Below are 25,172 nucleotides of genomic sequence, written 5' to 3' on the forward strand. Positions count from 1 at the left end.
TATCCCTACTTAATGGCAAGGGTGTCGCCCAGCCGATACCGGCACAGTCCAAAGCCAGTCTCGGAGCGCTCCAAAATAGTCTCCGGAATCTGCTTGAGATACTTCCGCCCAAAGCTGGTGGTGCCGAAGTACGCGTCAAAGTTGGCCACCGGCAGCAGCACCCAGTCGGAATCCTCCGGCTTGTTGACAAGGTAGTAGGACACCAGTGTTGTGACAATATCCAAGGGAACGCCTTTGGGCGTAAGGCTGCGGAGCTGATCCACCATCTCGGGTGGCAGTTCGGGTTCCTCGCTGCGGAGTGGCCCCAGTTCCAAAGCCTGGGCCAGACAGCTGTCAAACCGCAATCCCCACTGTCCCTTGGTGGTGGGAGCAAACAGAGGGACCTGCATTTGAATCACCTTGTCCCGCCAGGCCTGGTTAAAGCCTTTTTCAATGGCGGCACACTTCTTCTGGGCACTGCTGGATACCTTCTCCGGGTTTTCCCGCAAAAAGGCTGCCACCCGATGTACATGCCTATGAAACCATCCGCTGCCGTTTTCCTCCACAAGGCTGGGAAACTCCCCATGGAGTTTTCCGAAATCATTGCCAAACTGCCACGCCTCCCGAGGCGTAGCTTTTTTACTGTCCGGCACACTGCACCAGGCGCACAGGCCCCGCTTGGCATAGTCGATGCGCTCCCGGGGCGCTTCGGCTGGGCTGCCATTCTCGCTATGAAACAGAAATCCTCTTGCCAGGATGGTCAGCACCCGGTTGAGTCCCTCAAAGTCCAGGATGGTGTCGAAGGTAAAGCGGCCCAAGTAGGTGGTGTCCTGCTTGTTCCGGACGGTGTAGTCTACTGCACCGGTGTAGTCCTGAAATTCCTTCCACTCATTCAGCATGGTCCACCTCCAGAACATGTTCCTCAATGTGGTCCGGCAGCAGATCCCACAGCAGGTTCCGCTTACCCAGAGCCACCACATAGGGTACCGCCAGGCTGGGCCGGACGATCTTGTCCAGCAGCTTGCGGCAGACCTTGGACACCACGGCCCGCTCGTTGCCGCTGAAGGGGGCAGACAGATAGGCCTCCATCATCTTCTGGAAGGCCGGGGAATCCGCCGGGCGGCGGAGCTGCTTCCGTTCCCGGGCTGTCGCCAGATCGTCCATATCACAGACCAGATCTCCCAGCAGACGGAACCCGCCGTGGCGGAAGTCGGTCAGGAGATCGTAGTAGTCTGCCGCCTCCGGCAGATGCTCCCGCAGAAATGTTTCTCTCTGTTCTTCTGTCATGAGGTGCCACTGCTGTTCTACGATTTCCTTTCGCAGCGCGGTGATACGCCCCGGGGAAAGCTGCTGAAAGAAGGCGTACAGTTCATCGCTGTCGCAAACCTCCTCCTGTCCTCTGGCGTAGAGGATGCGGTCAATGTCCGTTTTCCGCTGCTGTCCCTTGGCGGGGGCACGGCAGGCCCGGATGCGGGAGAGACAGTGCTCGTAGTCCCACAGCAAGGCAGAAACAGAAGAAAGAATGTTCTCATCCAAATGCTTTTTCCAGTTTCGCTCCTGGGCGAAGGTGAATAGTTCGCCGTCCTTTGCCGGTTTCTCCTGAACTTTCGGCGTGTTGCGCTCCAACTGGCGGGCCAGCCAGGGCAATCGCTCCACCGGGGAGTCCACCGTGTCCCAGTTGATCCCAGCAAAGAAGGCCTCCAGCCGCTCCCGGTGGGTGGGCTCATACCAGGCGCGGCGGCGCTCCTCCGCGCGCTCCAACAGATATTTGTACTGGAGGAAAGGAGTGCGCTTTACCTTCCGTCCGCCCAGAAATTCATCCAGGTTGGGCCGCACACCGGTCTTGGCCGCATCGATCTCCAGCCCACTATAGATGGCCAAGGCTTCCAAGTCCCGGCGGTATCGCTTGCGCTCCTCTGGGTCGGCGTGATCGTTGTAGGCGATGACGCTGCGATCCAGGGCGGCGTTGCAGATCTGTCCAATGCGGGCGGCAAAGGTGTTCTCCACCGTCTGAAAACGAGCCTGCCAGTCGTTGGTGTCGGACTTGGGTGCGGACAGGGATGGAATTTTCAGCAGGGGCAGGTTGGCGTTGTTGGAGAGCTGCTGATGGACATCGTAATCATAGTTCCGCTTCACACAGCGGTTCAGGATGGGATCGGCAATGGTCTTGATAAGGTCGCCGTCATAGTCCGCACCCCCCAGCCGCTCCGCCGCCAAACTGTTAGCGGACACCATGACCACATCGGTGAGGTGGCCCAGGTAATGCTGGCGCAGTGCGTCTCCCCCCGGATACACCGACAGCTGCAATTCCTCGTTCCGGGCGATGTGGGGATTGCGGAGCAGAGTGCAGCTGTCCTCGTGGTCATAGGCCGCGCCAGGCGCAAAGAAGCTGTCCTCCGCAAAGAAGTCTCCCATCACCTGATTGCAGAAGTCCCGCTCGCCGGGCAACTGGAACACACGGGGCGCAATTAACTGCCGCAGCAGTTCCAACAGATCACCGGAGAGAAAACGGTTGTCCCCTGACACCAGCAACCGCCCAACGGCGTAGCCTCGGAGGATCTTCCGGGCCTGTCCGTCCAGCTGTTCCACGTAAATAGGCTCGCGGATAAACTTCGGGTTTTTCTCCAGCACCCGGGCCATAATGTGCGCGCGGCTCCCCTTGGGTTGGTTCAGGCCCCGGCGAAAGTATTCCTGCTGATATGCTTCATTGGCACGAAAGTTATAGTAGGCCGTCTCGGTGGCCTTGGTCAGCCATTGCCGTGGATCATCCGCTGGACTGTGGTCCCAGCCCTCCGGCAGGTCGGCGGGGCGGAACTCCTCCGGCTGAATGGAGAGGGTGGAGAGAAATTGATAATTGAGTTCTACCAGTTTCTCTGGCTCCGTCTTACTCAGGTTGGTGATGTACAGGGCGTGGTTGTAGTCCCGAAAGGCGTCCCAATAGTCCTCCCAGGTCATACCGTTCTCCCGCAGCCAGCCATACGCCTTGAACTGACTGCGGGTAAGGATGATGTCCACACTGCGGACAGGGTGCGCCTTGCCCCAGATGTCCACAATGCTCTGGGTACCGCTTCTCTTCAAGAAGTCCTTGAAATCCACCTGATGGAGCATCCCCTTGATGTAGGGCATCCGGATCTGGAAGGAGGTGTGAGTGTGACTGCCGCAGCAAGTCTTGTCCACCACATATGCGTACTCTTTGGAAATGAGGCCCACGCCATCAAAGCAGGTGATGTCCAGATCTTCCAGTGTATCTGCCCGGTAAAAGGTTCCCGGCTCTCTGCCTTCTCGCAGGGTGATGACGGAGGCTCGCTCCACTCTCTTGGTTGGATTGTCTATGACGATGACCCGGTGTTTTTTGTCAATGCGGATGCCGTCCACCCGGGTTCCACTGGAGAACATGAGACCGTTGTAGGCGTAGAGTTTACTGAGCTGGCAGCGATCCAGTTCCATGTTCAGCATGATCCGCTGGCGCATGGGTTCATACAGATCCGCCCGGATGAAGGAGAGCCGGGACTGGCGGCTCATGCTGGCGGAGCGTTCAAAAGCCACATAGCGGTGTGGGCCGCTGCCGAAATCCAGAGTGATCCCCTCGGGGCGGAACATGTCTCTGGCCTTCTCCCGGCGGGCCTGCTGCGTCCTTCCGGTTCCACGCCGGTCAAAGATCCCGGCGAAGTCCATATAGAACAGTACATCGGAAAGCGCTGTGACTTTCTCCTCGCCACGCTCCCGCCATCTGTTTCCGTGGAGTTGGTACATCAGCTGATGGAACATGGCGCAGCTGTCCTGCTCGTGCTTGGCGCCCGGTACCTTGCAGTGCTCGGTGGCGCTGCGGTTCAGAGCAAAGGTGTAAACGCCGTCTTGCTCCGTGGCGTAACTCATCACCGCCCGGGCAGAGAGTTCGTAGATCTGATAGGTCGTCATTGGCTCACCTCCGTTTGCTCTATTCTACCACAGACCATTTCAAAATCAAAATGAATACTACTCCCACTTCTTTTGAGGTGGGAGCTTTTTGTATTCAAATTCTTGAAATGGAGGTACCAAACATGAACAACAAAATGAACCATCCCCTGATCACAGTGGACGGCAGAACCCTGATGGATCGTCCGCTGGAGCCGCCCAATTTTGTGGTGGATACCCTGATCTCTCAGGGTCTGCACATCCTGGCTGGCTCACCAAAGGTGGGCAAGTCCTGGCTTGCTCTATGGCTGGCGGTGACAGTTGCCAAGGGAGAACCGGTCTGGAACATGACCACCAAGCAGGGCACCACCCTCTATCTCTGTCTGGAGGATTCCGTCCTCCGCATCCAGAATCGGCTCTTTGAAATCACGGAGGATGCACCAGACAGCGTCCACTTCTGTACCGAGTGCGCCCACATCGGCCAAGGGTTGGAGGAACAGGTGGACGCATTTATCGCCGCACACCCCGACACCGTGCTGGTCATCATTGACACCCTGCAGATGGTCCGTCCGATCCACGACGCCACCTACGCCAATGACTACCGGGATCTATCTGTGCTCAAGCGGCTGGCGGACAAGCACGGCATTGCCATCCTGCTCATCCACCATCTGCGGAAAGAAAAGGCGGAAGATGTGTTCCATCGGATCTCTGGCACCACCGCTATCAGCGGTGCAGTGGATTCCAGCTTCACACTGGTGGAAGAAAAGCGGGGCAGCGGCAGGGCCAGACTGACCTGCGTGGGCCGGGACATCGAATACCGGGAGCTGGAGCTTCGTCGCAGCGAGGAAAATGTGTGGGAACTGGTTTCGGACAGCAGAGAAGAACCCGTGCTGCGTGAGGATCGGATCGTCGTTCTCCTCTCTGCATTTATGAGCAGCAGAACAATATTTATCGGCACTCCCACGGAGCTCTCCGAAAAGATCGACCCTGATAAGTCTGAAGGGGTAACGCCCAAAAAGATTTCAAGGATGATCCTGCAAAGCATTGAGGCCCTAAGAAAAAACGGAATTCAGGCAACGGTTCGCCGAAGCAACGGAAAGCGAGTGATTGAGTTGCGCCGTGCCGATAGTGTCGATTTGGAGGGTGCCGGAGAAATCGTCCCTATCGACCCTGTCGAGGCGCTGTGCGGCGATTTGCGGGCAGTTTCCAGGTGCGGCGAGTAAACTCCCGCAAGGCAAAAAAACGCCGTGTTGGGCCGCTTGTGGCCAAAGGAGGAGTGCGGGCGTTCGGTGCGGGAGAATCACCTCCTTGGAGGTGGCCAGCATCGCGTTTGTCTGGTCAACGGCACAGCCGCCGCCCGCCTTCCGCTTGTTTGCGGGGCGCTGCCCCACACCCCATTTTTACAAAAGACTGGAGGAAACCACATGAAAAAAGATATCAAGTTCAGCACCCGGATGGCATCCGCAGACCGGGAGGCCATCAAGGAATTGGCGAAACGCTCCGGGATGTCCATGAGCGATTATGTGACGGCCTGCTGTCTGGGAAAGCAGGTGGTGGTCATCGATGGACTGAAAGAAGTGCTCAAGGAGCTGAAGTCCATTGGCAGAAATCTGAATCAGCTTGTCACCCTGGCGCACATGGGACGTATCACGGTGATCAACTTGGACGGTGTACGCCAGGCGTTCTCCGAACTCTGTACTGCTGTCCGGTTGATCTTGGAACGAAAGCGGTGGTGAGGAATGGCGATTATCAGCTTCACCAATTACAAGCGGGGCCAGACCACCGGATGCATGGGAGCCGTGATGCGATACACCATGCAGGACAAGAAAACTGAGTTCGAGGGGCAGCAGTTGGTCACAGGCATCAACTGCCAGCCAGAATCGGTCTATGCGGACTTCATGACCACCAGGCGGCTGCATCACAAGACTGACGGCGTGCTGTTCTACCACATGGTGCAGAGCTTCCCGAAAGGCGAAGCGGTCGACCCGGTCACCGCTCATGCGGCGGCACTGAAGCTGGCTGAGTACTATGAGGGATACGAGGTTCTGGTCTGCACCCACACAGATCGGGAACACATCCATTCGCACTTTCTCATCAACTCCGTCAACTTCGATACGGGAAAGAAACTGCACATCGCAAAGGAGCAACTCCAAGAACTGCGGCAGCGCAACGATCAAGTCTGCATGGAGTTTTCTCTCCCTGTGTTCAACCCCACGAACAGGAAAGAGAAGACTAAGACAATGTCCATCGGCGAGTATCACACGGCCGCCCGTGGCCAGAGCAAAAAACTGCAGCTCATGAATATCATCAATGACTGTATGCTTCACGCCTCTAATCGTGCGGAGTTTATTGCGCTGATGGAGAGCGAGGGCTACAAGGTACGCTGGGAAACCTCCCGGCGGAACATCACCTACACCACACCCAGCGGCTGGCAGTGCCGTGACCGCCTGCTGTTCGGGGACAAATATCTGAAGGAGAATATGGAATATGAATTCAGGATCAGAGAAGAAATTATCTATGGACGAGCTGTTGGAAAAGAACCGTCCCGCGCAGATGGTACAGACTACGCAGCCTCCGGCGCAGGAGCCGACAACGTCCCTCGAAGTGCATCCCACGAAAGCGGAGTGGGAGAAACTGCTGAGCAGCCTATACACACTGGGGTACCACACCGAGAGACAGACCGGCTATCTGAAGAAGATCAGCGAACTACTGGCGCAGCTCCCGACACGGACGCAGATGGAGGAGCTGCTGAAAGTAGTGAAGCATCTGGAGCAGATGAGCGAACAGGCTGGGAAACAGAGCGAGAAGCGTTTTTCTCTGCCCAGCATCAGGCTGCCCAGACCGAGTCTGCCGTACATTTCATGGACCAGTTTGCTGTTGGGACTGGTGGCCCTGGCGCTGACTGGGCTGGTGCTGTGGGTGGTGTGGTCCAGCTTGGACACGCTCTGGAGCGCGGCCAGGGGCCTGCTCCCGTGAAGGACGCCACCACCACGCACTACCACGCAGACAGCAAGGCCCTCCGGAAAGAACGACAAAAGAAAATCGCCCAAGGCCACGCCGAGGACGACCACGAAGAAGAACAAACTTGGCAGCAGACCATGTAAAGGAGGATGATTACATGAGTTATCAGCAGGCGATGTATGATCGGGAGCATCCCCGATACTCTGAGCCAACAGAATATATCACGATGGAAGTGGAAGGATTAATTGTTGCCCTCCGTTTCAAAAACACCATTACACAGCCTGATACAGTATCTGAAATTGAGCAGACCCTGTTGATGGCGCAGGACTTTGAAAATCTGAACAAGCCTGCTTGATTCAGTAGACTTTTTACCAGTGGTGTGGGATACTGTGTGTGCATATGAACCTTGACAACTGAATGAACAGCAAACCATATGCACCGCAGTCCTACGCCAGAAAGGACAAGGTGCAATCATGGAAAAAAACAAGAGAGTATACTGCCTCTATCGAGTCTCTACCAAAGGGCAGGTAGAAAAAGATGATATCCCGATGCAGAAACAATACTGCCGTGAATTTGCGGAAAGTCAGGGATGGACGATCATCAAAGAATTTGCGGAAAAAGGTGTCTCGGGTTTCAAGGTGGCTGCCGCTGACCGCGACGCCATTCAGGAGATCCGCCAGGACGCCGAGGAACGGAAGTTTGACATCCTGCTGGTGTTCATGTTCGATCGCCTGGGGCGGCGGGACGATGAGACGCCCTTCGTGGTGGAGTGGTTCATCCGCAACGGAATCGAAGTGTGGAGCGCAATGGAAGGGCAGCAGAAGATGGACGATCATATCGATAAACTGCTGAACTACATCCGTTACTGGCAGGCCTCCGGTGAGAGCCTCAAAACCTCCGCACGAACAAAGACACGTCTGTCACAAATCGTGCAGGAGGGGAGGTTCCGCGGCGGGATCGTTCCCTATGGATACCGCCTGGAAAAGCAGGGGCGCTTCAATAAAAAGAATCACGAAGTCAACGAGATTCTGGTTGACCCGGATGAAGCTGCGGTGGTGCGCATCATCTTTGAAAAATATGTCTATGAGGGGTTCGGCGCACAGCGGTTGTCCCGGTGGTTATATAACAACGGCTATCTCAATCGAAAGGGAACCAACTTCGCCAATACCACCATCATCAAAATGCTGAAGAACATCATGTATGTTGGAATCCTGCGCAGTGGGGAAACACGCTCAGAAATCTTTCCGGAGCTGCAAATCGTTCCACTGGATCTGTATGAGCGGGCACAGGAGCTGATGGAGGCCAGGACAATGCACCACAATGAGGTGCCCTTTAACTCCAAGGGGAAGGCGCTGCTCTCCGGGATGGTCTACTGCGCCCACTGCGGTTCCAAGCTGGTGCTGACCACCAGCAGCGGCAGACGCGCCAAGGGTGAGCCCAAACGGGAAACTCATATCCGATATGCCTGCCACTACAAGATCCGCCATCCTCAGGACTGTGACGGTCAGACCGGATACTCCGGCGAGAAACTGGACGGCATTATTGATAAGATCGTCATCCAACTCTTTGAGCGGATGAAGACTGCACCCAGGAGCCAGCTCATTCAAAAGCAGCGGGAAAAAGAACTCCAACTGGCAAACAGTTCGGTGGCGAATCTGGAGAAACTCCATGCCTCCGCAGAACGGGAGCTGGAGAGCTACAAGAAAGAGATCATCAAGACCATCAATGGGACTGGCAGTTTTGGAGCGGACATCCTCGGCGAGATGATAGAGGACACCCGAAGCAAACTGGCGGCGCTGACACAGGAATTGGAACAGACCAAGGAAAAAGCGGCTGATCTGAAGAGCTCTGCCGTTGCCGTCCAAAAGGAGTATGACAAGATTATGTCCTGGGCCGACCTGTATGCGGGGAGTAGTATCGAGGGAAAGAAGATGATCCTGCGGCAGCTCATTGAGCGGGTGAATATCGGGAGGAACTTTGAAATCGAAGTGGAATTTAAAATCAGCGTCACACAGTTCTTCGACTTCCTGTATCCGGAAGGGGACAAGAGTGTGTACTATCGTGCATCCTGAAAACATGAAAAAACTCGGGAGATCTCAAAACGAGATCTCCCGAGTGTGGTGGACCCGAAGGGGATCGAACCCTCGACCTTACGGATGCGAACCGTACGCTCTCCCAGACTGAGCTACGGGCCCAAATCAACAGTTCCAAAAGCGGAACAGAAGAATAAAGCAATATGAAATTATAGATGTGGCAGAAAACCGAACCCTTTGCGCTCCCAACTGAGCTACAGGCCCATGCCAAGCTTACTTTTCATATTTTACTCTATTTTTTTGAAAAGTCAATACCCAAAAGTAAAAAATCGAGCACGTTTTTGATTTTCCGGCCAGAGCAGTTCAAACGCAAAGAAGCTGTTTGAAAATGCTCTGGCCGAAGAAATCAACTTCGGCGAAGACGCAGCTGCCAGAATGCTACAGCACTGGCGGCGGCAACATTCAGCGAGTCCACACCGTGTTCCATGGGAATCATTACAGTGTAATCACAACGGGCAATGGTCTGATGACTCAGCCCGTCGCCTTCGGTGCCCAGCAGAACAGCCAGCTTTTCTTCCTGCTGCAGCCGTGGGTCATCGATGGAGATCGCCCGCTCATCCAGCGCCATCGCTGCTGTGGCAAAACCATGCCGGTGCAGCAGTTCCATGCCCGCCTCAGGCCAATCCGCAGGGCAATCTCCAATACGCGCCCAGGGTACCTGAAAGATGGTACCCATGCTGACCCGTACCGCCCGGCGGCACAGCGGATCGCAGCAGGTGGGAGTGAGCAGGACTGCATCCATACCAAGGGCGGCAGCCGAGCGGAAAATCGCGCCCATATTGGTGGAGTCCACAATGCCTTCCAGTACAGCAATCCGCCGCGAACCATCGAGAAGCGCTTCGGCCTTCTGGAGTTCGGGGCGCTGCATGGCGCACAGAATTCCCCGGGTGAGAGCATAGCCGGTAAGGCTGGCCAGTACATCCCGGTCAGCGGTGTAAACCGGTATCCCGGGGCAGCGCTCCATCAGCGGGGCACCCTGGCCCTGCAGATGTCGCCTCTCCATCAAAAAGGAAAGGGGAACACAGCCTGCATTTAAGGCCAACTCAATCACCTTCGGGCTTTCGGCGATGAAAACGCCGCGTTCGGTTTCCATCCGGGTTCTCAGCTGGGCTTCGGTCAGCCGGGCGTACACATCCAGTTCAGGAAAATTCAAATCGGTAATTTCGATAATTTTATTCATATTATAATACTCACTTGTATTGCAGGGTGGATGATGCAGAAAAGCATGCCGGTTTCGGTCGCTTTTCTTGCTCAGAATGGTTCTATTATATCATGCCGGCAGCTGCAGCGCCAGGCGAAGTAAAACGAAGAATAAAACCTGTTGCACGGTATGACATATTTCGCTACTATTATATTAGGCAATGATACGCCCAAGCGGCCAAAGGCACTGCACAGTACCGCATTGGGCAGGAAAAAGATAAATGGTGGGAAGTTTTACGTGGAAAAAGGCAATCGAGAACAGGTGCGGGAGGCAGTGAAAAACATCGTGTTGGTTTATGCCGACCCCATTATGCTGCAAACCCTGAACTGCCTGCTGAATATGAACGGTTATCAGGTTGTGAATTCCTTTCAGACCGGGCGCAGTGCCCTGCGCTTTTTGAAAAGTGGCCCCCAGGTGGACCTTGTTCTGCTGGGTTGCTATCTGCAGGATATGGACACCGTGCGCTTTCTGCGGCAGATGGAGCAGGAATGTACCGACCAGCGCCTGCGCGTGATCCTGACCGGCCCGGCCCGCTACATCGAGCTGGTGGAACAGGGTCACTTGTCAAACTGTGTGGATTATTATATGATAGAGCCATACGATCCGGACGATCTGCTGTTGGCGCTGAACATGTTTTCTCCGGTGCGCCGCCTGCCGCAGGTCACGCCGCTGGACAAGAGCATTCATCGCCAGCTGCGTGCACTTGGCATCTCTGATACAATGGAAGGGTACTGGTATCTGGGTGGCTGCCTGCAGGAATGGCTGCGTCTGATCAGCTGCGGGCAGGTTCCCCAGATGAAAAGCGTTCTGCCGGACGTGGCGCGCTACCACGGTGTGGCGGTCAAAGCGGTGGAAAGCGGGATCCATCGGGTGCTCCTTCAGCTGAAAAAGGAGGGAAAGATCCCTGCCCCCTACCAGAAAATGAAGCCGTTTCTTGGATGGTTGGCAGATCGTGTCTGGTCGGAATCCTTGCAGGAAGGTTTGAACGACGTTTATGAACAAGAGCCTGGAACAACAACTGTTTGAACAGAATCAGCGGGGCGCGCTGTGCTCCGGCCTCTCACATGAAATTTATCAGGCGTTGTCGGCGATTCGTGCCTCCAGCGGTCTTTTGCGGCAGGCGATGGATAAGGAGTCTCCGCAGGCCTGCGGGCAGCTGGGCTGGGTGTTTGAAAACATTGATCAGAGCACGCTGCGGTTGAGCCGGGTGGCGGAAAATCTGCAGGACCTGCTGCAGGCGGAGCGGGGAACGCTGGTGCCGCGCATGGAGTCTCTGGACCTGAAAAGTCAGTACGGGGAAGCGATGGCGCTGCTGGCCAATGGCGCTAAGCTTTACGGTGTCTCTCTGGAATGGGAATGCGGCCTGGAAAAGCCGCTCTTTCTTCCGGCAGACAGCGACTGGGCCGATAAGATCCTGTTGCATCTGGTGACCAATGCGGTGCTGTGCAGCGAACGGGGTCAGGTGGTGAAGGTGTCGCTTCAGCCGGGGGAAACATCGCTGGTCCTCACGGTGGAAGATCAGGGCCCGGGCCTGCCCGACTGGGTGAAGGAGCATCTGTTCGAGGCCTTTGTGGGGCAGTATGATCCCATGGGTGAGGGGGCTGCCGCCGGTGCGGGACTGGGCCTTTACCTGGTACACATGTATACGCAGGCCATGGGCTGGAAGCTGGAGCTGAGCAGCTCACAGCAGGGGACAAAAGCCTGTGTTTGGATCCCGTTTGCGTCGGCGCAGCTGCAGGCAGGGCCGGCGGACGAGCCCACGTTTCGAAGCGATGCGTGTGGCTGGCAGGGCTCTGTGCAGCGAAGCCGCGTTCTGGCGGAGCTGGGTGTATGGCAGGCCCGCAAGATCACGGATGAGGAACAGGAAAGCAGATAAAAGTGTTACGCCGGGGAAGGTTTTCCCCGGCATTATTTTTTGTTTATTGTTTACAAGAAATATGTTTTATTGTAAAATAGGAACAAATATAATATGGATCAGGCGGTGTATTGGTTTTGGATACAAAATACAAGCGTATTTTATTGAAGGTCAGCGGGGAGGCACTGGCGGGCAGCAAGGGCACCGGGTTCGATGAACCCACCATGGAGGCCATCTGCTGCGGCATCAAGCAGGCATATGATCTGGGCGTACAGATCGGCCTGGTTGTGGGCGGTGGTAACTTCTGGCGCGGCCGTTCCAGCGGCAGCATGGAGCGCACCTGCGCCGATAAGATCGGCATGCTCGCAACCGTGATGAATTGCCTTGCAGTGGCGGATCAGCTCCGGCAGCTGGGTGTTCCCGCGCAGGTCCAGACCTCGATTGTGATGCCTCAGGTGGCTTCTGTGTTCACCCGTGACCGCGCGGTGGAGAGCATGGAGGCCGGCAACGTGGTTCTGTTCGGCGGCGGCACCGGCAACCCGCTCTTCTCCACGGATACTGCCAGTGCGCTGCGTGCCATTGAAACAGGCTGCGACGTGATGTTCAAGGCCACCATGGTGGACGGCGTGTACGACAAAGACCCGAAAAAATACGCGGATGCCGTAAAATACGACCAGCTTACCTTCACCGAGGTGCTGGAAAAGAACCTGGCCGTAATGGACGGTACTGCGGCCACCCTCTGCCGGGAGAACAAGCTCCCGATTCTGGTGTTCGATCTGAAGGATCTGGACAACATTGCCAGAGCGGTGCGCGGCGAAGCCGTTGGTACCCTGGTTGTGGAGGAGTAACAGCACGGCCGTTGCGTAAAGCCGCGCTGCAACCGGCCGCACACAGCTGCCGGAAAATCAAAGAGCACAAAGGATTCGGCTTCGGGCCGAAGAAAAGGAGTATAACACATGAGCACTTACACCAAGCCCTATGAAGACAAGATGAACGGCGCCATTTACCATCTGGGCAAGGAGCTGGCTGCAATTCGCGCCGGCCGCGCCAATCCCGCCATTCTGGACCGCGTGGCAGTGGACTACTACGGCACCCCCACTCCCATCAATCAGGTGGCTGCTGTGGCTGTGGCAGAAGCCCGCATTCTGACCATTACTCCCTGGGATACCTCTCTGATTCATCCCATCGAGCATGCCCTGCTGGTCAGCGACATTGGCATCAACCCCACCAACGACGGCCGTGTGATCCGTCTGGTGTTCCCCGCTCCCACCGAAGAGCGCCGCCGCCAGCTGACCAAGGACGTGCAGAAGCTGGGCGAGGAGACCAAGGTTGCGGTGCGCAACGTGCGCCGTGAGGCCATGGACAAATTCAAGAGCCTGAAAAAGAACAGCGAGATCACCGAGGACGACCAGAAGAATCTGGAAGAAGAGATGCAGAAGATCACCGACAAGTTCGTCAAGCAGATCGACAAGGACTGCGAGGCCAAGAACAGGGAGATCATGGAGATCTGATCCCCGGGCAACAAAAATTATGTGCCGCGTGCGAGCTTTGCGCGCGGCACCACTTTGTAACAGGAGAGATTTGCGCTTATGCCACAACCGGAAAATTTTGCAAAAGGGCTCAGCATTGGCATCATTATGGATGGCAACGGCCGTTGGGCCAAAAAGCGGGGCCTGCCCCGAACCGCCGGCCATAAAAAGGGTGCGGAGGTTTTTCAGGATATTACCCGCTACTGCAATTCCATTGGGGTGGAGTCGGTCACCTTCTATGCCTTTTCCACCGAAAACTGGAAGCGCCCCTACGAAGAAGTGGGTGCAATCATGAAGCTGTTTGGGGAATATCTCATCAAGGCCTTTGATTACGAGAAGGAAAACAACCGGGTTGTCTTTCTGGGCGACCGCAGCGCACTGGAGCCCAAGCACCAGAAGCTGATGAATGAGATTGAAACCAAAACGGCCCATAATACCGGTATGACGCTGAACATTGCGGTGAACTACGGCGGCCGGCAGGAGATTGTGCGTGCGGCGCGCATTCTGGCAGAAAAGGTGAAGAACGGTGAGCTTCAACCGGAGGAGATTACCGAGGATCTGATGAGTGCGCACATGTACACCTGTGGCCAGAAGGATCCGGATTTCATTCTGCGGCCCAGCGGCGAGAAGCGGCTGTCCAACTTTATGCTGTGGCAGGCTGCTTACTCGGAGCTGGTGGAGATGGACGTTCTCTGGCCGGATTTTACCCGTGCTGATCTGGATCTGGCGATTCAGGAATTCAATCGGCGCAGTCGTCGCTTTGGCGGGATCTGAGCATTGCGGAAAGAAAGGAAAAGCCTGTTGTGAAAACAAGGATCATAACTGCTGCGGTGGGCCTTTGCGTTCTGGCCGTGGTCATGCTGATGTTCAACACTCTTGTGTTTGAAGCCGTGGTCGCTCTGATCGCCATCATTGCCGTTCACGAAATTTACAAAGCGTTCGCATTGGGCGAAAAAGAAACACACATTTTTATCGCATTTATCCCGTATACTTTTCTGGTAATGTTCTCTCATGTGCCTGCGGCAGAGGCGTTGCTGGTTCCCGGCAGCTATCTGCTGGCGGTGTATCTGGCGGTATGTCTGTTGTGGCATAACCGAACCTTGAGCGCCGCGAAACTGGGAGGCATGGTGGTGTTCAGCGGGCTGATGATTGCCTGTTTCTACTCCATCGTGTTCATCAAAAATCATCTGAACAACCAGTTTGAGTCCATCTATCTGATTATGATGATTCTGTGCTTTGCCTGGGGCGGCGACAGTGCAGCTTATTTTGCCGGTCGCTACTTCGGCAAGCACAAGCTGGCCCCGGTGGTCAGCCCCCACAAGACCATTGAGGGCGCCATCGGCGGTGTGCTGGGTTCCGGCGTGCTGGGGGTGCTGTGCACCCTAGCTGCTCAGGCACTTTCGGTCCATCTGGCAGGGGGCAAGGCTTGCCTGCTGTTGGAGCGCATGTCTGCCAGCGCGGTCAGCTATCTGGTGGTGTTTATCCTTGGTATGGCCTGCTCGCTGCTGGGCATTCTGGGCGATCTGTTCGCCAGTGCGGTCAAGCGCCAGTGCGCCATTAAGGACTACGGCACCATCTTCCCGGGCCATGGCGGCATCATGGACCGGTTTGACAGCGTCACCTTTATTGCGCCGGCCGCTGCTCTGCTGGTCTGGTTCACCACGACGTTTTTCTGAGAAACGAGGAGCGAAAAATGGCTAAAAAACTGACATTGCTAGGGTCTACCGGTTCCATCGGTACCCAGAGCCTGGATGTGGCCCGCGCACAGGGCTATGAAGTGTATGCACTGGCAGCAAACTCCAATGTGGATCTGCTGCTCAAGCAGATTGAGGAGTTCCATCCCGCCTATGTGGCGGTTGCAAATCCGGATGCCTGTGACCAGCTGGCTGCCCGTCTGGGCGGCGTAGCCGGCGCACCCAAACTTTTGCGCGGTGCAGAGGGCATTGTGGAGCTGGCTAAAATGGAAGGCCCGGACGTTGTGCTCAATGCAGTGGTGGGCATTGCAGGCCTGGGTGCAACCCTGGCTGCTCTGGAAAACGGGCATGATGTGGCCCTGGCCAACAAGGAAAGCCTGGTCACCGGCGGTCATCTGGTCACCGAAGCTGCTGCCAAGCATGGCACCAAGCTGCTCCCGGTGGACAGCGAGCACTCCGCCATCTTCCAGTGCCTGCAGGATGCCCATTCTGCCAAGACACTCACCAAGATTTTACTCACTGCCTCCGGTGGCCCCTTCTTCGGGATGAAGAGGGAAGAGCTGGCGGGCAAGACCCGGGCAGATGCTCTGAAGCACCCCAACTGGAATATGGGTGCCAAAATCACCATCGACTCCGCCACCCTGATGAACAAGGGCCTGGAGCTGATCGAGGCGGTCTGGCTGTTCGGCCTGCCGCCGGAGAAGATTCAGGTGGTGGTGCAGCGTCAGAGCATCATCCATTCCATGGTGCAGTTCAGTGATAATTCCATTCTGGCTCAGCTGGGCGTGCCGGATATGCGCATTCCCATCCAGTATGCGCTCACCTGGCCGGATCGGTTCCCGGGCTGCGCACCCGAGCTGGATTTCACCCAGCTCAAATCCATTACCTTTGACGTGGCGGACGAGGAGACCTTCCGTTGCCTGGCAGCCTGCAAAAAGGCAATCGCCAAGGGCGGTCTGGGCCCCTGTGCCGCCAACGGTGCCAACGAAGAAGCTGTCCGGCTGTTCCTGGAGGACAAGATCGGCTTTTTGGACATTGGCCGACTGGTGGAGGCTGTGGTAGACAGCGATTCCTTTGGCGGCAGCTATACGCTGGACGATGTGTATGAGTGTGACCGCATGGCCCGGCAGTTTGTACTGAGCCACATCTAACAAGAAAGAGAGATTATTCGCACATGGCAACAATCCTTACCCTGATTATTTCGGTACTAATTTTTGGCCTGGTGGTTATGATCCACGAGCTGGGGCACTTTGTCTGTGCCAAAAAGGCCGGGATTCAGGTGAATGAATTTTCCATCGGCATGGGGCCTGCTCTGTTCACCACGGTGCGGGGCGGCACCCGTTACAGCGTGCGTGCATTGCCCATTGGCGGTTATGTGAGCATGGAAGGGGAGGATGAGGAGCTGGAAGAGCCGGAGACCGGCGATGCGCTGAAGGAGCTTGACCCGGTGGAGGAGCAGCCCAAAGGCTTGCCCTTCCCCCAGGTAAAGGTCTGGAAACGGATCATCGTGGTGGCGGCCGGTGCGATAATGAACCTGATCCTGGGCTTTCTGGTGCTTCTGCTTATGCTGGCGTTCGGCGATCCCGTTGCCAGCAAAACGGTGGGTTTTGTGGAAGAGGGCTCTCCGGTGCAGGCGGCTGGCCTGCAGGTGGGCGACGAGATCCTGGCGGTGAACGGTCATCACTGCTTTGTAATGAACGATGTGCTGTATGAACTGCAGCGTACCCCGGATCAAAGCGCAGGCCTGACTGTGAAGCGGAATGGTGAGATCATTCCGCTGGATAACGTGGGCTTTGAGCTGGTGGAAAACGGCGATTCCGTTACCATGAACATCGGCTTCAAGGTCTACGCCCTGGAAAAGAATGTGAAAACCGTGGTGTCGCAGGCCTTCAATTACACCCTGTTCTATGCTCGGCTGGTCTTCCGTTCACTGATCGACCTGGTGGTAGGCCGGGTGAGTGTGAATGAGCTTTCCGGCCCGGTGGGCATTGCATCCGCCATCGGGCAGGCAGCAAGCATGGGCGTGGCCGAGGTGTTGTCCATGCTGGCATTGCTCACCGTAAACCTGGGTGTATTCAACCTGCTGCCGGTGCCCGCTCTGGACGGCGGCAAGCTGGTTTTCCTGGCGCTGGAGGGGATTTTCCGGCGGCCGGTGCCCAAGAAATTCGAAATTCTGGTGAATGCGGCAGGCATGTGCTTCTTGTTCGGGATTATGATTTTTGCCACATTCAACGATATCGTTCGTCTGTTTTAAAAGCAGGAGGATAATCAATCATGCGTAAGGTCAAACGTGAAGTGAAAATCGGCAACCTGGTGATCGGCGGCCACAATCCGGTGGCAGTTCAGACTATGCTGAACGTGCCCGTGGCGGATATCCCGGGCAACGTGGCCCAGGCAAAGCGGGTGGTGGAAGCCGGCTGCCAGATTCTGCGTGCCAGCGTTCCCAGTCTGGAGGACGTGCGCATTGTAGAAGCAGTGAAAAATGCGGTGGATGTGCCTTTTGTGGCAGATATCCATTTCAACTACAAGATTGCGCTGGCTTGCGTGGACGCGGGCGTGGACAAGATTCGCATTAATCCCGGCAACATCGGTGCGGACGAAAATGTGCGCGCGGTGGCCCGGGCCTGCAATGCTAAGAACATCCCCATCCGCATCGGCGTGAATGCGGGCAGCCTGGAAAAGGAGATTCTGGCCAAGTATGGTGCGCCGGTGCCGGAGGCTCTGGTGGAAAGCGCTATGTATCATGTGGCCCTGCTGGAAAAGCACGATTTCAACAACATTGTAATCTCCATTAAATCCAGCAATGTGCCCACCATGATGCAGGCCTACCGTCTGCTCAGTGAGAAGTGCGATTATCCGCTGCATGTGGGTGTTACCGAGGCCGGTACCTACCGCATGGGCCTGATCAAGTCCGGTATGGGTATTGGCGGCCTGCTGCTGGAGGGCATCGGTGATACCCTGCGCGTTTCCCTGACCGATGACCCGGAGAAGGAAGTGCAGGCTGGTTACGATATTTTGCGTGCTGCCGGTCATGCGGTGGGCGGCCCGGAAATCATAAGCTGCCCCACCTGCGGCCGCACCAACATTCAGGTGGCCAAGATTGCCGACGAGGTGGAGAAGCGCCTGAAGGGCTACAAAAAGCCCATCAAGGTGGCCGTGATGGGCTGCGTGGTAAACGGCCCCGGTGAGGCCCGGGAGGCGGATATCGGCATTGCCGGCGGCAAGGACGAGGCGCTGCTGTTCATCCGGGGCGAAAAGATCCGGATGCTGCGGGGCGACATCGTGGGACAGCTGGTGGACGAGATCTATAAGCTGTGATGCTTATTTGAGCCTGCGGGCGGGAGTTTCCTGCCCGCAGGCATTGCTTTGAGTGTAAAGCAACCACCAGCTACGCTGGTGCGAATTACTTGCTTTAGCATTTAGTTTGCGAGCGAAGCGAGATGACAAACTAATTGCCTACCATATAGAGAGAAAATATGGTTTTGGGATTTTGCTCGTTTACGAGCCGTAGGGCAAGAAATGCAGATGGCAGAATTTTTCGTGGCCCCTTAAGGGGCTTTGCTAGTATAATGCCCTTATAGGGCTTACTCAAACCACCGGCTAAGCCGGTGGTTTTGATTGTTGAAATAAGGAGACAAATTCCATTGAAACCTTTGGTAACACAACTGTGGCCCCAGTTCACGGTGGACGAGACCTTTGCCCGCTGTTTTGCAGGGGTGCTGGTGGAGCATGTGGAGATGCTGCGCCTGAGCCGGAAGATCCGAATCCACCTACGCAGCGGTGCGCCGTTGCCGGTGAGCCTGTGTGACCGCCTGTGCACCTCGCTCATCCCTTTGTTCGATGGCTTTCAGGTGGAGATCCAGAACAGTTTCCCCTACGAGACCATCACGCCGGAGAGTATCCAGAAGCTGATCGGTGAACTGCGGGACGAGGATTATCCGGTCAACGGCTTTCTGGACCATGCCGCCATTGACATTGAGGGCCAGACCATCCGGCTGCACATCAAGGTGGGCAAAAAGATTCTGGAGGAAATTCAATTCCCCCAGGCGCTGGCTCAGCGCATCGAGCAGCGCACCGGAACTCTGCCTCGGGTGGAGCTTGCCCAGACCGGTAAGACTGCCACCGTGGAGGAATGGGAGAAGAAGGTACTGAAGAAGGTGCCCACCGTGAAGTTCGAGGAGAAGAAGGGCCTGCCGCCCATCAAGATCCCCGGCCTGGATCTGACCGACAAGCCGGTCAAGCTGTTCCACGGCAAAAACTTCAAGCCCGGTGAACTGACCCCGCTGAAAGATCTGGGCGGCGATGGTGGCCGCGTGATGATCTGGGGCGACGTGTTCGCGGTGGAGGTCAAAGGCAACTTCCAGAAGAGCTACATCGTTTCCATCACCGACTACACCGGCTCCATCAACCTGAAGCTTCGCAGTCGGGAAGGGGAGGACTTCAGCAAGTGGGAGGAGCTGAAAAAGGGCACTACCCTGGTGCTTAAGGGCGAATGCACCTATGATAAATACGAGCACGATTATGTGGTCTATCCCTACGATGTGCTTCAGGTGGAGCGCCGCAAGCGGGAGGACAACGCTCCCCAGAAGCGGGTGGAGCTGCATCTGCACACCAAGCTCAGCAGCATGGACGGCTTCTGTGACCCGGGCGAGATCGTACGCACCGCACACCGCATGGGTCACCGGGCCATTGCCATCACTGATCACGGTGTGGTGCAGGGCTTCCCGGAAGCGATGCTGGCAGCGGATGCCATCCGCAAAAGTGATCCGGATTTCAAGGTGATCTACGGCGTGGAAGCCTACTTTGTGGACGACATGATCCCGGTGCTGTACGGCGAGGCAACCGGCCCCATGAGTGGCAGCTTTGTGGTGTATGATACCGAAACCACCGGTCTGGACCCCAACACCGAGTTCCTCACCGAGATCGGCGCGGTAGTGGTGGAGAACGGTCAGATTACCGAGACGTTCGGAACCTTTGTAAATCCGGGCAAGCCCATCCCGCCCAAGATCGTGGAGCTCACCGGCATCAACGACAGCATGGTGGCGGATGCTCCCACGCCGGACGAGGCGGTGCGTATGTTTGCGGAATTTGCAAAGGGCCGGGTGCTCATCGCACACAACGCCCACAAGTTCGACATGCGCTTCATGCACATTGCAGCAAAGCGGGCGGGCATCGAGCTGGACAACGCCTACATCGATACCCTGCCCATGGCCCAGAATCTGTATCCGGGCCTGCGTAACTATAAGCTGGATACCATCAACGACCATCTGGAGATCGAGCCTTTCAATCATCACCGGGCGGTGGACGATGCCATGGCCCTTGCCAAAATCTTCTGCAAGATGCTGGAGGATCTGGTAGAAAAGAAGATCGAGCGGCTGGAGGATATTAACATTGGTCTGGGCGGCGGCAACAAAGAGGTAATCAAAAAGAAGTATTACCACCTGATTATTCTGGTGCGCAATCAGGTGGGCCTGAAAAACCTGTACAAGATCGTCAGCGAGGCCCACACCAACTACTTCTTCAAGAAGCCCCGCGTTCCGCGCAGCATTCTGAACAAGTATCGGGACGGACTTTTGATTGGCTCTGCCTGTGAAGCTGGTGAGCTTTACAGAGCTGTTGTGGAGGGTCAGAGCTTCGAAAAGCTGTGCCAGATCGCGGAATATTACGATTTTCTGGAGGTTCAGCCTCTGGGCAACAACGAATACATGGTGCGGGAGCATCTGGTGGACTCCATGGACAAGATTCAGGATTTCAACCGCACCATCATCAAGCTGGGCGAGGTGCTGAACAAGCCGGTGGTGGCTACCGGCGACGTTCATTTCCAGGACCCGGAGGACTCGGTCTACCGGGCGGTGTTGCAGGCCGGCAACGGCTTCAAGGATGCGGATAATCAGGCGCCGCTGTACTATCGCACCACCGAGGATATGCTCAATCAGTTCAACTATCTGCCCAAGGAAAAGGCCTTTGAGATCGTGGTAACCAACCCCAACAAGATTGCCGATATGGTGGACGGGGGAGTGCGGGCCATTCCCAAAGGGACCTTCCCGCCTTCCATCGAGGGCGCCGAGCAGCAGCTGCGCGACGCCACCTGGAACACCGCCAAAAAGCATTACGGCGACCCCTTGCCGGAGCTGGTGCGGGCTCGTTTGCAGCGGGAACTGGATTCCATTTGCGGCCACGGCTTTGCGGTTCTGTATGTAATTGCTGTAAAGCTGGTTGCCTTTTCAAACCAAAATGGGTACCAGGTGGGCAGCCGTGGTTCGGTTGGCTCCTCTGCGGTGGCCCATTTCTCGGGAATTTCCGAGGTGAACAGCTTGCCGCCCCATTACCTGTGCCCCAACTGCCAGTACAGCGAGTTTATCACCGATGGCAGCGTGGCCGACGGCTTCGACCTGCCGGACAAAAACTGCCCCTGCTGCGGCGCGCCTCTGATCGTGGACGGCCATGACATTCCCTTCGAGACCTTCCTGGGCTTCGACGGCGACAAGGAGCCTGATATCGACCTGAACTTCTCCGGCGAGTACCAGAGCTATGTGCACCGGTATACCGAGGAGCTGTTCGGCAAGGAGTTCGTGTTCAAGGCGGGCACTGTGTCCGGTCTGCAGGATAAGACTGCCTACGGTTATGTGAAAAAATATCTGGAGGAGCGGGGCCGCATTGTGAACCGTGCGGAGGAGAACCGGCTCAACCAGGGCTGCACCGGCGTAAAGCGTACCACCGGCCAGCACCCGGGCGGCATGGTGGTCGTGCCGGATGTGCACGAGATCCAGGACTTCTGTCCCATCCAGCATCCCGCCGACGATAAGGAAAAGGGTGTGCTTACCACCCACTTCGAATTCAAATACCTCCATGATACCTTGCTCAAGCTGGACGAGCTGGGTCACGATGTTCCCACTATGTACAAGTATCTGGAGAACATGACCGGCATCCCCATGGAAAAGGTGCCCATGAACGATACCAAGGTGATCAGCCTGCTGGTATCCACCGAAGCACTGGGGGTCACCCCGGAGCAGATCGACAGCCAGACCGGTACCTTCGGCATTCCGGAGCTGGGCACCCCCTTCGTGCGGCAGATGCTCATTGAAGCCCAGCCGAAGAACTTCAGCGACCTGATTCAGATTTCCGGCCTATCCCACGGCACCGACGTTTGGAACGGCAACGCCCAGGACCTGATCAAGGACGGCGTGTGCACCATTTCCGACGTGATCGGCTGTCGTGACAGCATCATGACCTACCTGTTGCACAAGGGTCTGGAGCCCAAACTGGCCTTCAACATCATGGAGCTGACCCGAAAGGGCAAGGTGGCAAAGGGCGGCTTCCCGCCGGGGGCAGAGGAGACCATGAAGGAGTGCGGTGTGCCGGACTGGTACATGGATTCCTGCCGCAAGATCAAGTACATGTTCCCCAAGGCTCACGCCGTGGCCTATCTGATTGCGGCCATCCGGCTGATGTGGTTCAAGGTGTACCATCCCCAGGCATTTTACGCCACCTACTTCACCGTCCGCGGCGACGACATCGACTACGAAGCTGCGGTGGGTGGTGTGAAGGTAGCCCAGCAGCATTTGAAAGAAGTAAACGCCCGCCTGCGGGAAGAGCGGAAAGCCAAGGACGAAGACATTCAGGTTTCGCTGCAATTGGTGAACGAGATGCTGGCCCGCGGCTATGAGTTTTTGCCCATTCAGCTGGGCAAGAGTCGGGCCACCCAGTATGTGGTGGAGGATGACAAGGTCCGTCTGCCCTTCGCCTCTCTGAAGGGCGTGGGTGAGTCCGCTGCCGTTGCGCTGGAGAGGGCCACCATCAACGGGCAGGAATACCTGTCCATCGAGGAGCTTCAGCAGGCCACCGGCGTTTCCAGCGCTGTGATGGAGAACCTGAAAAATGTAGGTGCTCTGGGCGGCCTGCCGGATACAAGCCAGGTGAGCTTCTTCTGATTCTTTACTTCCTGCGGTCTGCGCTTTCTTTGATGCGTGTATGCCGGGGAAGGCAGTTCAAACAAAAGAGCGAAACGCGTTTCACGAACGTGTTTCGCTCTTTTTCTTATGTCTTAAAGGAAAGAGGAAAAACAAAACGCCCGACACCAAATGTGACGGGCGTGAAAATCTTTTTCAAAAATCGAATATCAAGAAGCCTTATTCTCTGCAAAGCAGGGGAAAACAGTGGCCAGAACAGGCAAAATGCAAGAATATGCAGCCTGACTGCCGAAAGAATTCACCGGGGCCCCAGCTTGGCCAGGTCGTTGAAGGTGGTCAGGATCTGAGGCTGCTCCAAACGGATCTGCTTGCCGCTCAGGTAATGCAGCAAGCTTTCCTCCGGGATCTGGCCGAAAGTCAGTTGTACTGCACACAGGGCCTGGGTCTTCAGGCCGGCCTTTTCGTTCCACTTCCGGTTGCCGTATTTGATGTCGCCCAGCACTGGTGCACCCAGAAACGCCAGATGAGCGCGAATCTGATGGGTGCGGCCGGTCACCAGCCCGATGCGACAGAGGGTGAAGGGGCCAATTACCTTTTCCGGAGTCACCTCGGTGATGATCTCTTTGAAGCCCTCGGCAGCGTCGGCACGGACCTGCACCTTGTTGTTGGATTCATTGTGGCGCAGCCAGGCGGTGTGGCGGCCCTTGGGCGGCTTGCCGAAAGTGATGGTCAGGTACTCCTTGCGCACCAGATCGGTGCGGATGATCTCGTTCATGTCCCGCAAAGCGGCGTAATTCTTTGCGGCCACCACCAGACCCTCGGTGCCCCGGTCCAGCCGGTTGCACAGCGCAGGGGCAAAGGTGTGCTCCTGCCCGGCAATATATTCGCCTTTCTGGGTAAGATAAGCGGTGAAGGCATCCACCAGATTGGCGTCGCCGGTGCGATCCGAGTGGCAGAGCAGGTGAGCGGGCTTGTACAGCACCGCCAGATTCTCGTCCTCGTAGACCACCTGAACCGGCGGCTGACGGCGGGCCGGTGCCTTGGGCGCAGGAGCAGCGGAAAAGAACTCGTCGTTGATATAAAGCTCCAGCACATCCCCGGCATGAATGCGGTAATCTGCGTCGGCTTTTTTGCCGTTTACCTTGATGCGTTTGTTCCGAAAGCTCTTGTACAGCAAGCTGTTGGGCAGATTAACAGTAACGTTTTGCACAAAACGGGAAAGGCGCACGCCTTCCTCATTGGTGCCCGCGGTAAAGCGTTTCATTCAAAAGGTTCCTCTCTTTCCAATAACCTGTAAATAGTATATAATATAAAGAATAGCGCGTAAAGCGTAACTTTGAAGGGAACGGGGAACAGGGAATGGCGCAGCAGCAGATTCACGCAAACCACCGCCAGCGGATGCGTAAGCGGTTTGAAGAGACCGGCTTCGATGGCTTTTCCGATCATGAGGTGCTGGAATACATCCTGTTTCATGCCATTCCCCGCAAGGATGTGAACCCGATTGCCCACGCGCTGATGGATCATTTCGGTGGGCTGGACCGGGTGCTGGAGGCCAGTGAGCAGGAACTCACTCAGGTGGAGGGCGTGGGCCCGGCTACCGCCCGGCTGATCCGCCTGTTTCTGGCGGTGGACCGGCGCTACCACCAGCACAAAACCCGTCCGGTGCGCACCGTGAAAAGCCTGGAAGAGATCGGCGAACACATGGAGTCGCTGTTTTACGGCGCTCGGGTGGAGCAGGTCTACGCCATGTATCTGGACGACCGCAATCATATTCTCAAGGTGGAAAAGTGTTTTGAGGGCACGGTGAACGCCTCGTCGGTGTTTGTGAACGTACTCAGCAGCCGGATGATCACCCTGGGGGCCACCCAATTGGTGCTGGCTCACAACCATCCCAGAGGCTTTGCGCTGCCCTCCCGGGAAGATATGAATCTGACCAGCCAGATCCGCCAGAAGCTGGGGACACTGGGTCTGAAGCTGGTGGACCATGTGATCGTTGCGCCGGATGGGTATATTTCCCTGCGGCAGAGCGACCGATTCCAGAGCCTGTTTACCTGAG

21 protein-coding genes and 1 tRNA gene are annotated in these 25,172 nt (G+C 56.4%); 17 read left to right on the forward strand and 5 right to left on the reverse strand.

Annotated elements, in window-relative coordinates; genetic code table 11:
- Window positions 1–5: 5 nt before the first annotated feature.
- Together ACESYO_RS03595 and ACESYO_RS03600 are read right to left on the reverse strand one after the other, a co-directional pair.
- Window positions 6–878 (reverse strand): hypothetical protein, encoded by an 873-nt coding sequence (locus tag ACESYO_RS03595; protein WP_373209551.1) that lies wholly within the window; start codon window positions 876–878, stop codon window positions 6–8.
- Entirely contained in the window at window positions 868–3,897 is a 3,030-nt protein-coding gene (locus ACESYO_RS03600) for an RNA dependent RNA polymerase (protein WP_373209550.1), read from the reverse strand. The genes ACESYO_RS03595 and ACESYO_RS03600 overlap by 11 nt, the downstream gene beginning before the upstream one ends.
- 122 nt (window positions 3,898–4,019) lie before the next feature.
- On the opposite strand from ACESYO_RS03600, the gene ACESYO_RS03605 reads away from it, so the two are divergent.
- The 5 genes from ACESYO_RS03605 to ACESYO_RS03625 all read left to right on the forward strand — a co-directional run bounded on the left by ACESYO_RS03605 (window position 4,020) and on the right by ACESYO_RS03625 (window position 8,906).
- Window positions 4,020–5,096 (forward strand): AAA family ATPase, encoded by a 1,077-nt coding sequence (locus ACESYO_RS03605; protein WP_373209549.1) that lies wholly within the window; start codon window positions 4,020–4,022, stop codon window positions 5,094–5,096.
- A 201-nt stretch (window positions 5,097–5,297) separates the two neighbouring features.
- Complete coding sequence (locus ACESYO_RS03610) at window positions 5,298–5,609, forward strand: plasmid mobilization protein (protein ID WP_373209548.1); 312 nt, start codon at window positions 5,298–5,300, stop codon at window positions 5,607–5,609.
- Between the two features lie 3 nt (window positions 5,610–5,612).
- A complete protein-coding gene (locus tag ACESYO_RS03615; protein WP_373209547.1) occupies window positions 5,613–6,977 on the forward strand; it encodes a relaxase/mobilization nuclease domain-containing protein in 1,365 nt (454 codons plus the stop codon).
- A gap of 14 nt (window positions 6,978–6,991) precedes the next feature.
- Complete coding sequence (locus ACESYO_RS03620) at window positions 6,992–7,189, forward strand: hypothetical protein (RefSeq protein WP_373209546.1); 198 nt, start codon at window positions 6,992–6,994, stop codon at window positions 7,187–7,189.
- A 193-nt stretch (window positions 7,190–7,382) separates the two neighbouring features.
- On the forward strand, window positions 7,383–8,906 hold the full coding sequence (locus ACESYO_RS03625) for a recombinase family protein (protein WP_373209545.1): 1,524 nt from the start codon (window positions 7,383–7,385) through the stop codon (window positions 8,904–8,906).
- Window positions 8,907–8,952: 46 nt separating this feature from the next.
- On the opposite strand, the gene ACESYO_RS03630 is transcribed toward ACESYO_RS03625, so the two are convergent.
- A tRNA-Ala gene (locus tag ACESYO_RS03630) sits at window positions 8,953–9,029 on the reverse strand.
- A gap of 53 nt (window positions 9,030–9,082) precedes the next feature.
- Between ACESYO_RS03630 and ACESYO_RS03635 the strand changes: the two genes are divergently transcribed.
- Complete coding sequence (locus ACESYO_RS03635; RefSeq protein ID WP_373209544.1) at window positions 9,083–9,253, forward strand: hypothetical protein; 171 nt, start codon at window positions 9,083–9,085, stop codon at window positions 9,251–9,253.
- 20 nt (window positions 9,254–9,273) lie between these two features.
- Here ACESYO_RS03635 and ACESYO_RS03640 read toward each other — a convergent pair whose 3' ends face one another.
- Complete coding sequence (locus ACESYO_RS03640; protein WP_058962917.1) at window positions 9,274–10,107, reverse strand: TrmH family RNA methyltransferase; 834 nt, start codon at window positions 10,105–10,107, stop codon at window positions 9,274–9,276.
- Window positions 10,108–10,365: 258 nt separating this feature from the next.
- Here ACESYO_RS03640 and ACESYO_RS03645 point away from each other — a divergent pair, with 258 nt between their 5' ends.
- The 10 genes from ACESYO_RS03645 to ACESYO_RS03690 all read left to right on the forward strand — a co-directional run bounded on the left by ACESYO_RS03645 (window position 10,366) and on the right by ACESYO_RS03690 (window position 23,137).
- The gene (locus ACESYO_RS03645; RefSeq protein ID WP_373209543.1) at window positions 10,366–11,154 is read left to right on the forward strand and encodes a response regulator; all 789 of its coding nucleotides are present in this window, start codon (window positions 10,366–10,368) and stop codon (window positions 11,152–11,154) included.
- Window positions 11,123–12,004, forward strand: a complete 882-nt coding sequence (locus tag ACESYO_RS03650; RefSeq protein WP_373209542.1) for a sensor histidine kinase — start codon at window positions 11,123–11,125, stop codon at window positions 12,002–12,004. The genes ACESYO_RS03645 and ACESYO_RS03650 overlap by 32 nt, the downstream gene beginning before the upstream one ends.
- A gap of 116 nt (window positions 12,005–12,120) precedes the next feature.
- Window positions 12,121–12,831, forward strand: a complete 711-nt coding sequence (gene pyrH, locus ACESYO_RS03655) for a UMP kinase (RefSeq protein WP_373209541.1) — start codon at window positions 12,121–12,123, stop codon at window positions 12,829–12,831.
- A 108-nt stretch (window positions 12,832–12,939) separates the two neighbouring features.
- A complete protein-coding gene (frr, locus tag ACESYO_RS03660) occupies window positions 12,940–13,494 on the forward strand; it encodes a ribosome recycling factor (protein WP_373209540.1) in 555 nt (184 codons plus the stop codon).
- Between the two features lie 78 nt (window positions 13,495–13,572).
- A complete protein-coding gene (gene uppS, locus ACESYO_RS03665; protein WP_317407186.1) occupies window positions 13,573–14,286 on the forward strand; it encodes a polyprenyl diphosphate synthase in 714 nt (237 codons plus the stop codon).
- Between the two features lie 29 nt (window positions 14,287–14,315).
- On the forward strand, window positions 14,316–15,188 hold the full coding sequence (locus tag ACESYO_RS03670) for a phosphatidate cytidylyltransferase (RefSeq protein WP_276871970.1): 873 nt from the start codon (window positions 14,316–14,318) through the stop codon (window positions 15,186–15,188).
- Between the two features lie 17 nt (window positions 15,189–15,205).
- Entirely contained in the window at window positions 15,206–16,357 is a 1,152-nt protein-coding gene (locus ACESYO_RS03675) for a 1-deoxy-D-xylulose-5-phosphate reductoisomerase (protein ID WP_373209539.1), read from the forward strand.
- Between the two features lie 23 nt (window positions 16,358–16,380).
- Window positions 16,381–17,460, forward strand: coding sequence for an RIP metalloprotease RseP (gene rseP, locus ACESYO_RS03680; RefSeq protein ID WP_373209538.1), 1,080 nt, complete (start codon window positions 16,381–16,383; stop codon window positions 17,458–17,460).
- A 20-nt stretch (window positions 17,461–17,480) separates the two neighbouring features.
- The gene (ispG, locus tag ACESYO_RS03685) at window positions 17,481–18,524 is read left to right on the forward strand and encodes a flavodoxin-dependent (E)-4-hydroxy-3-methylbut-2-enyl-diphosphate synthase (protein ID WP_270913184.1); all 1,044 of its coding nucleotides are present in this window, start codon (window positions 17,481–17,483) and stop codon (window positions 18,522–18,524) included.
- A gap of 326 nt (window positions 18,525–18,850) precedes the next feature.
- On the forward strand, window positions 18,851–23,137 hold the full coding sequence (locus ACESYO_RS03690) for a PolC-type DNA polymerase III (protein ID WP_373209537.1): 4,287 nt from the start codon (window positions 18,851–18,853) through the stop codon (window positions 23,135–23,137).
- A gap of 277 nt (window positions 23,138–23,414) precedes the next feature.
- Here the strand turns inward: ACESYO_RS03690 and ACESYO_RS03695 are convergent, their stop codons facing one another.
- The gene (locus tag ACESYO_RS03695) at window positions 23,415–24,380 is read right to left on the reverse strand and encodes an RluA family pseudouridine synthase (protein WP_058962926.1); all 966 of its coding nucleotides are present in this window, start codon (window positions 24,378–24,380) and stop codon (window positions 23,415–23,417) included.
- A gap of 95 nt (window positions 24,381–24,475) precedes the next feature.
- Here ACESYO_RS03695 and ACESYO_RS03700 point away from each other — a divergent pair, with 95 nt between their 5' ends.
- On the forward strand, window positions 24,476–25,171 hold the full coding sequence (locus ACESYO_RS03700) for a JAB domain-containing protein (RefSeq protein WP_270913181.1): 696 nt from the start codon (window positions 24,476–24,478) through the stop codon (window positions 25,169–25,171).
- Window position 25,172 lies beyond the last annotated feature (1 nt).

The sequence above is a fragment of the Allofournierella massiliensis genome, from assembly GCF_964241245.1.
Taxonomy (GTDB): Bacteria; Bacillota; Clostridia; order Oscillospirales; family Ruminococcaceae; genus Allofournierella; species Allofournierella massiliensis.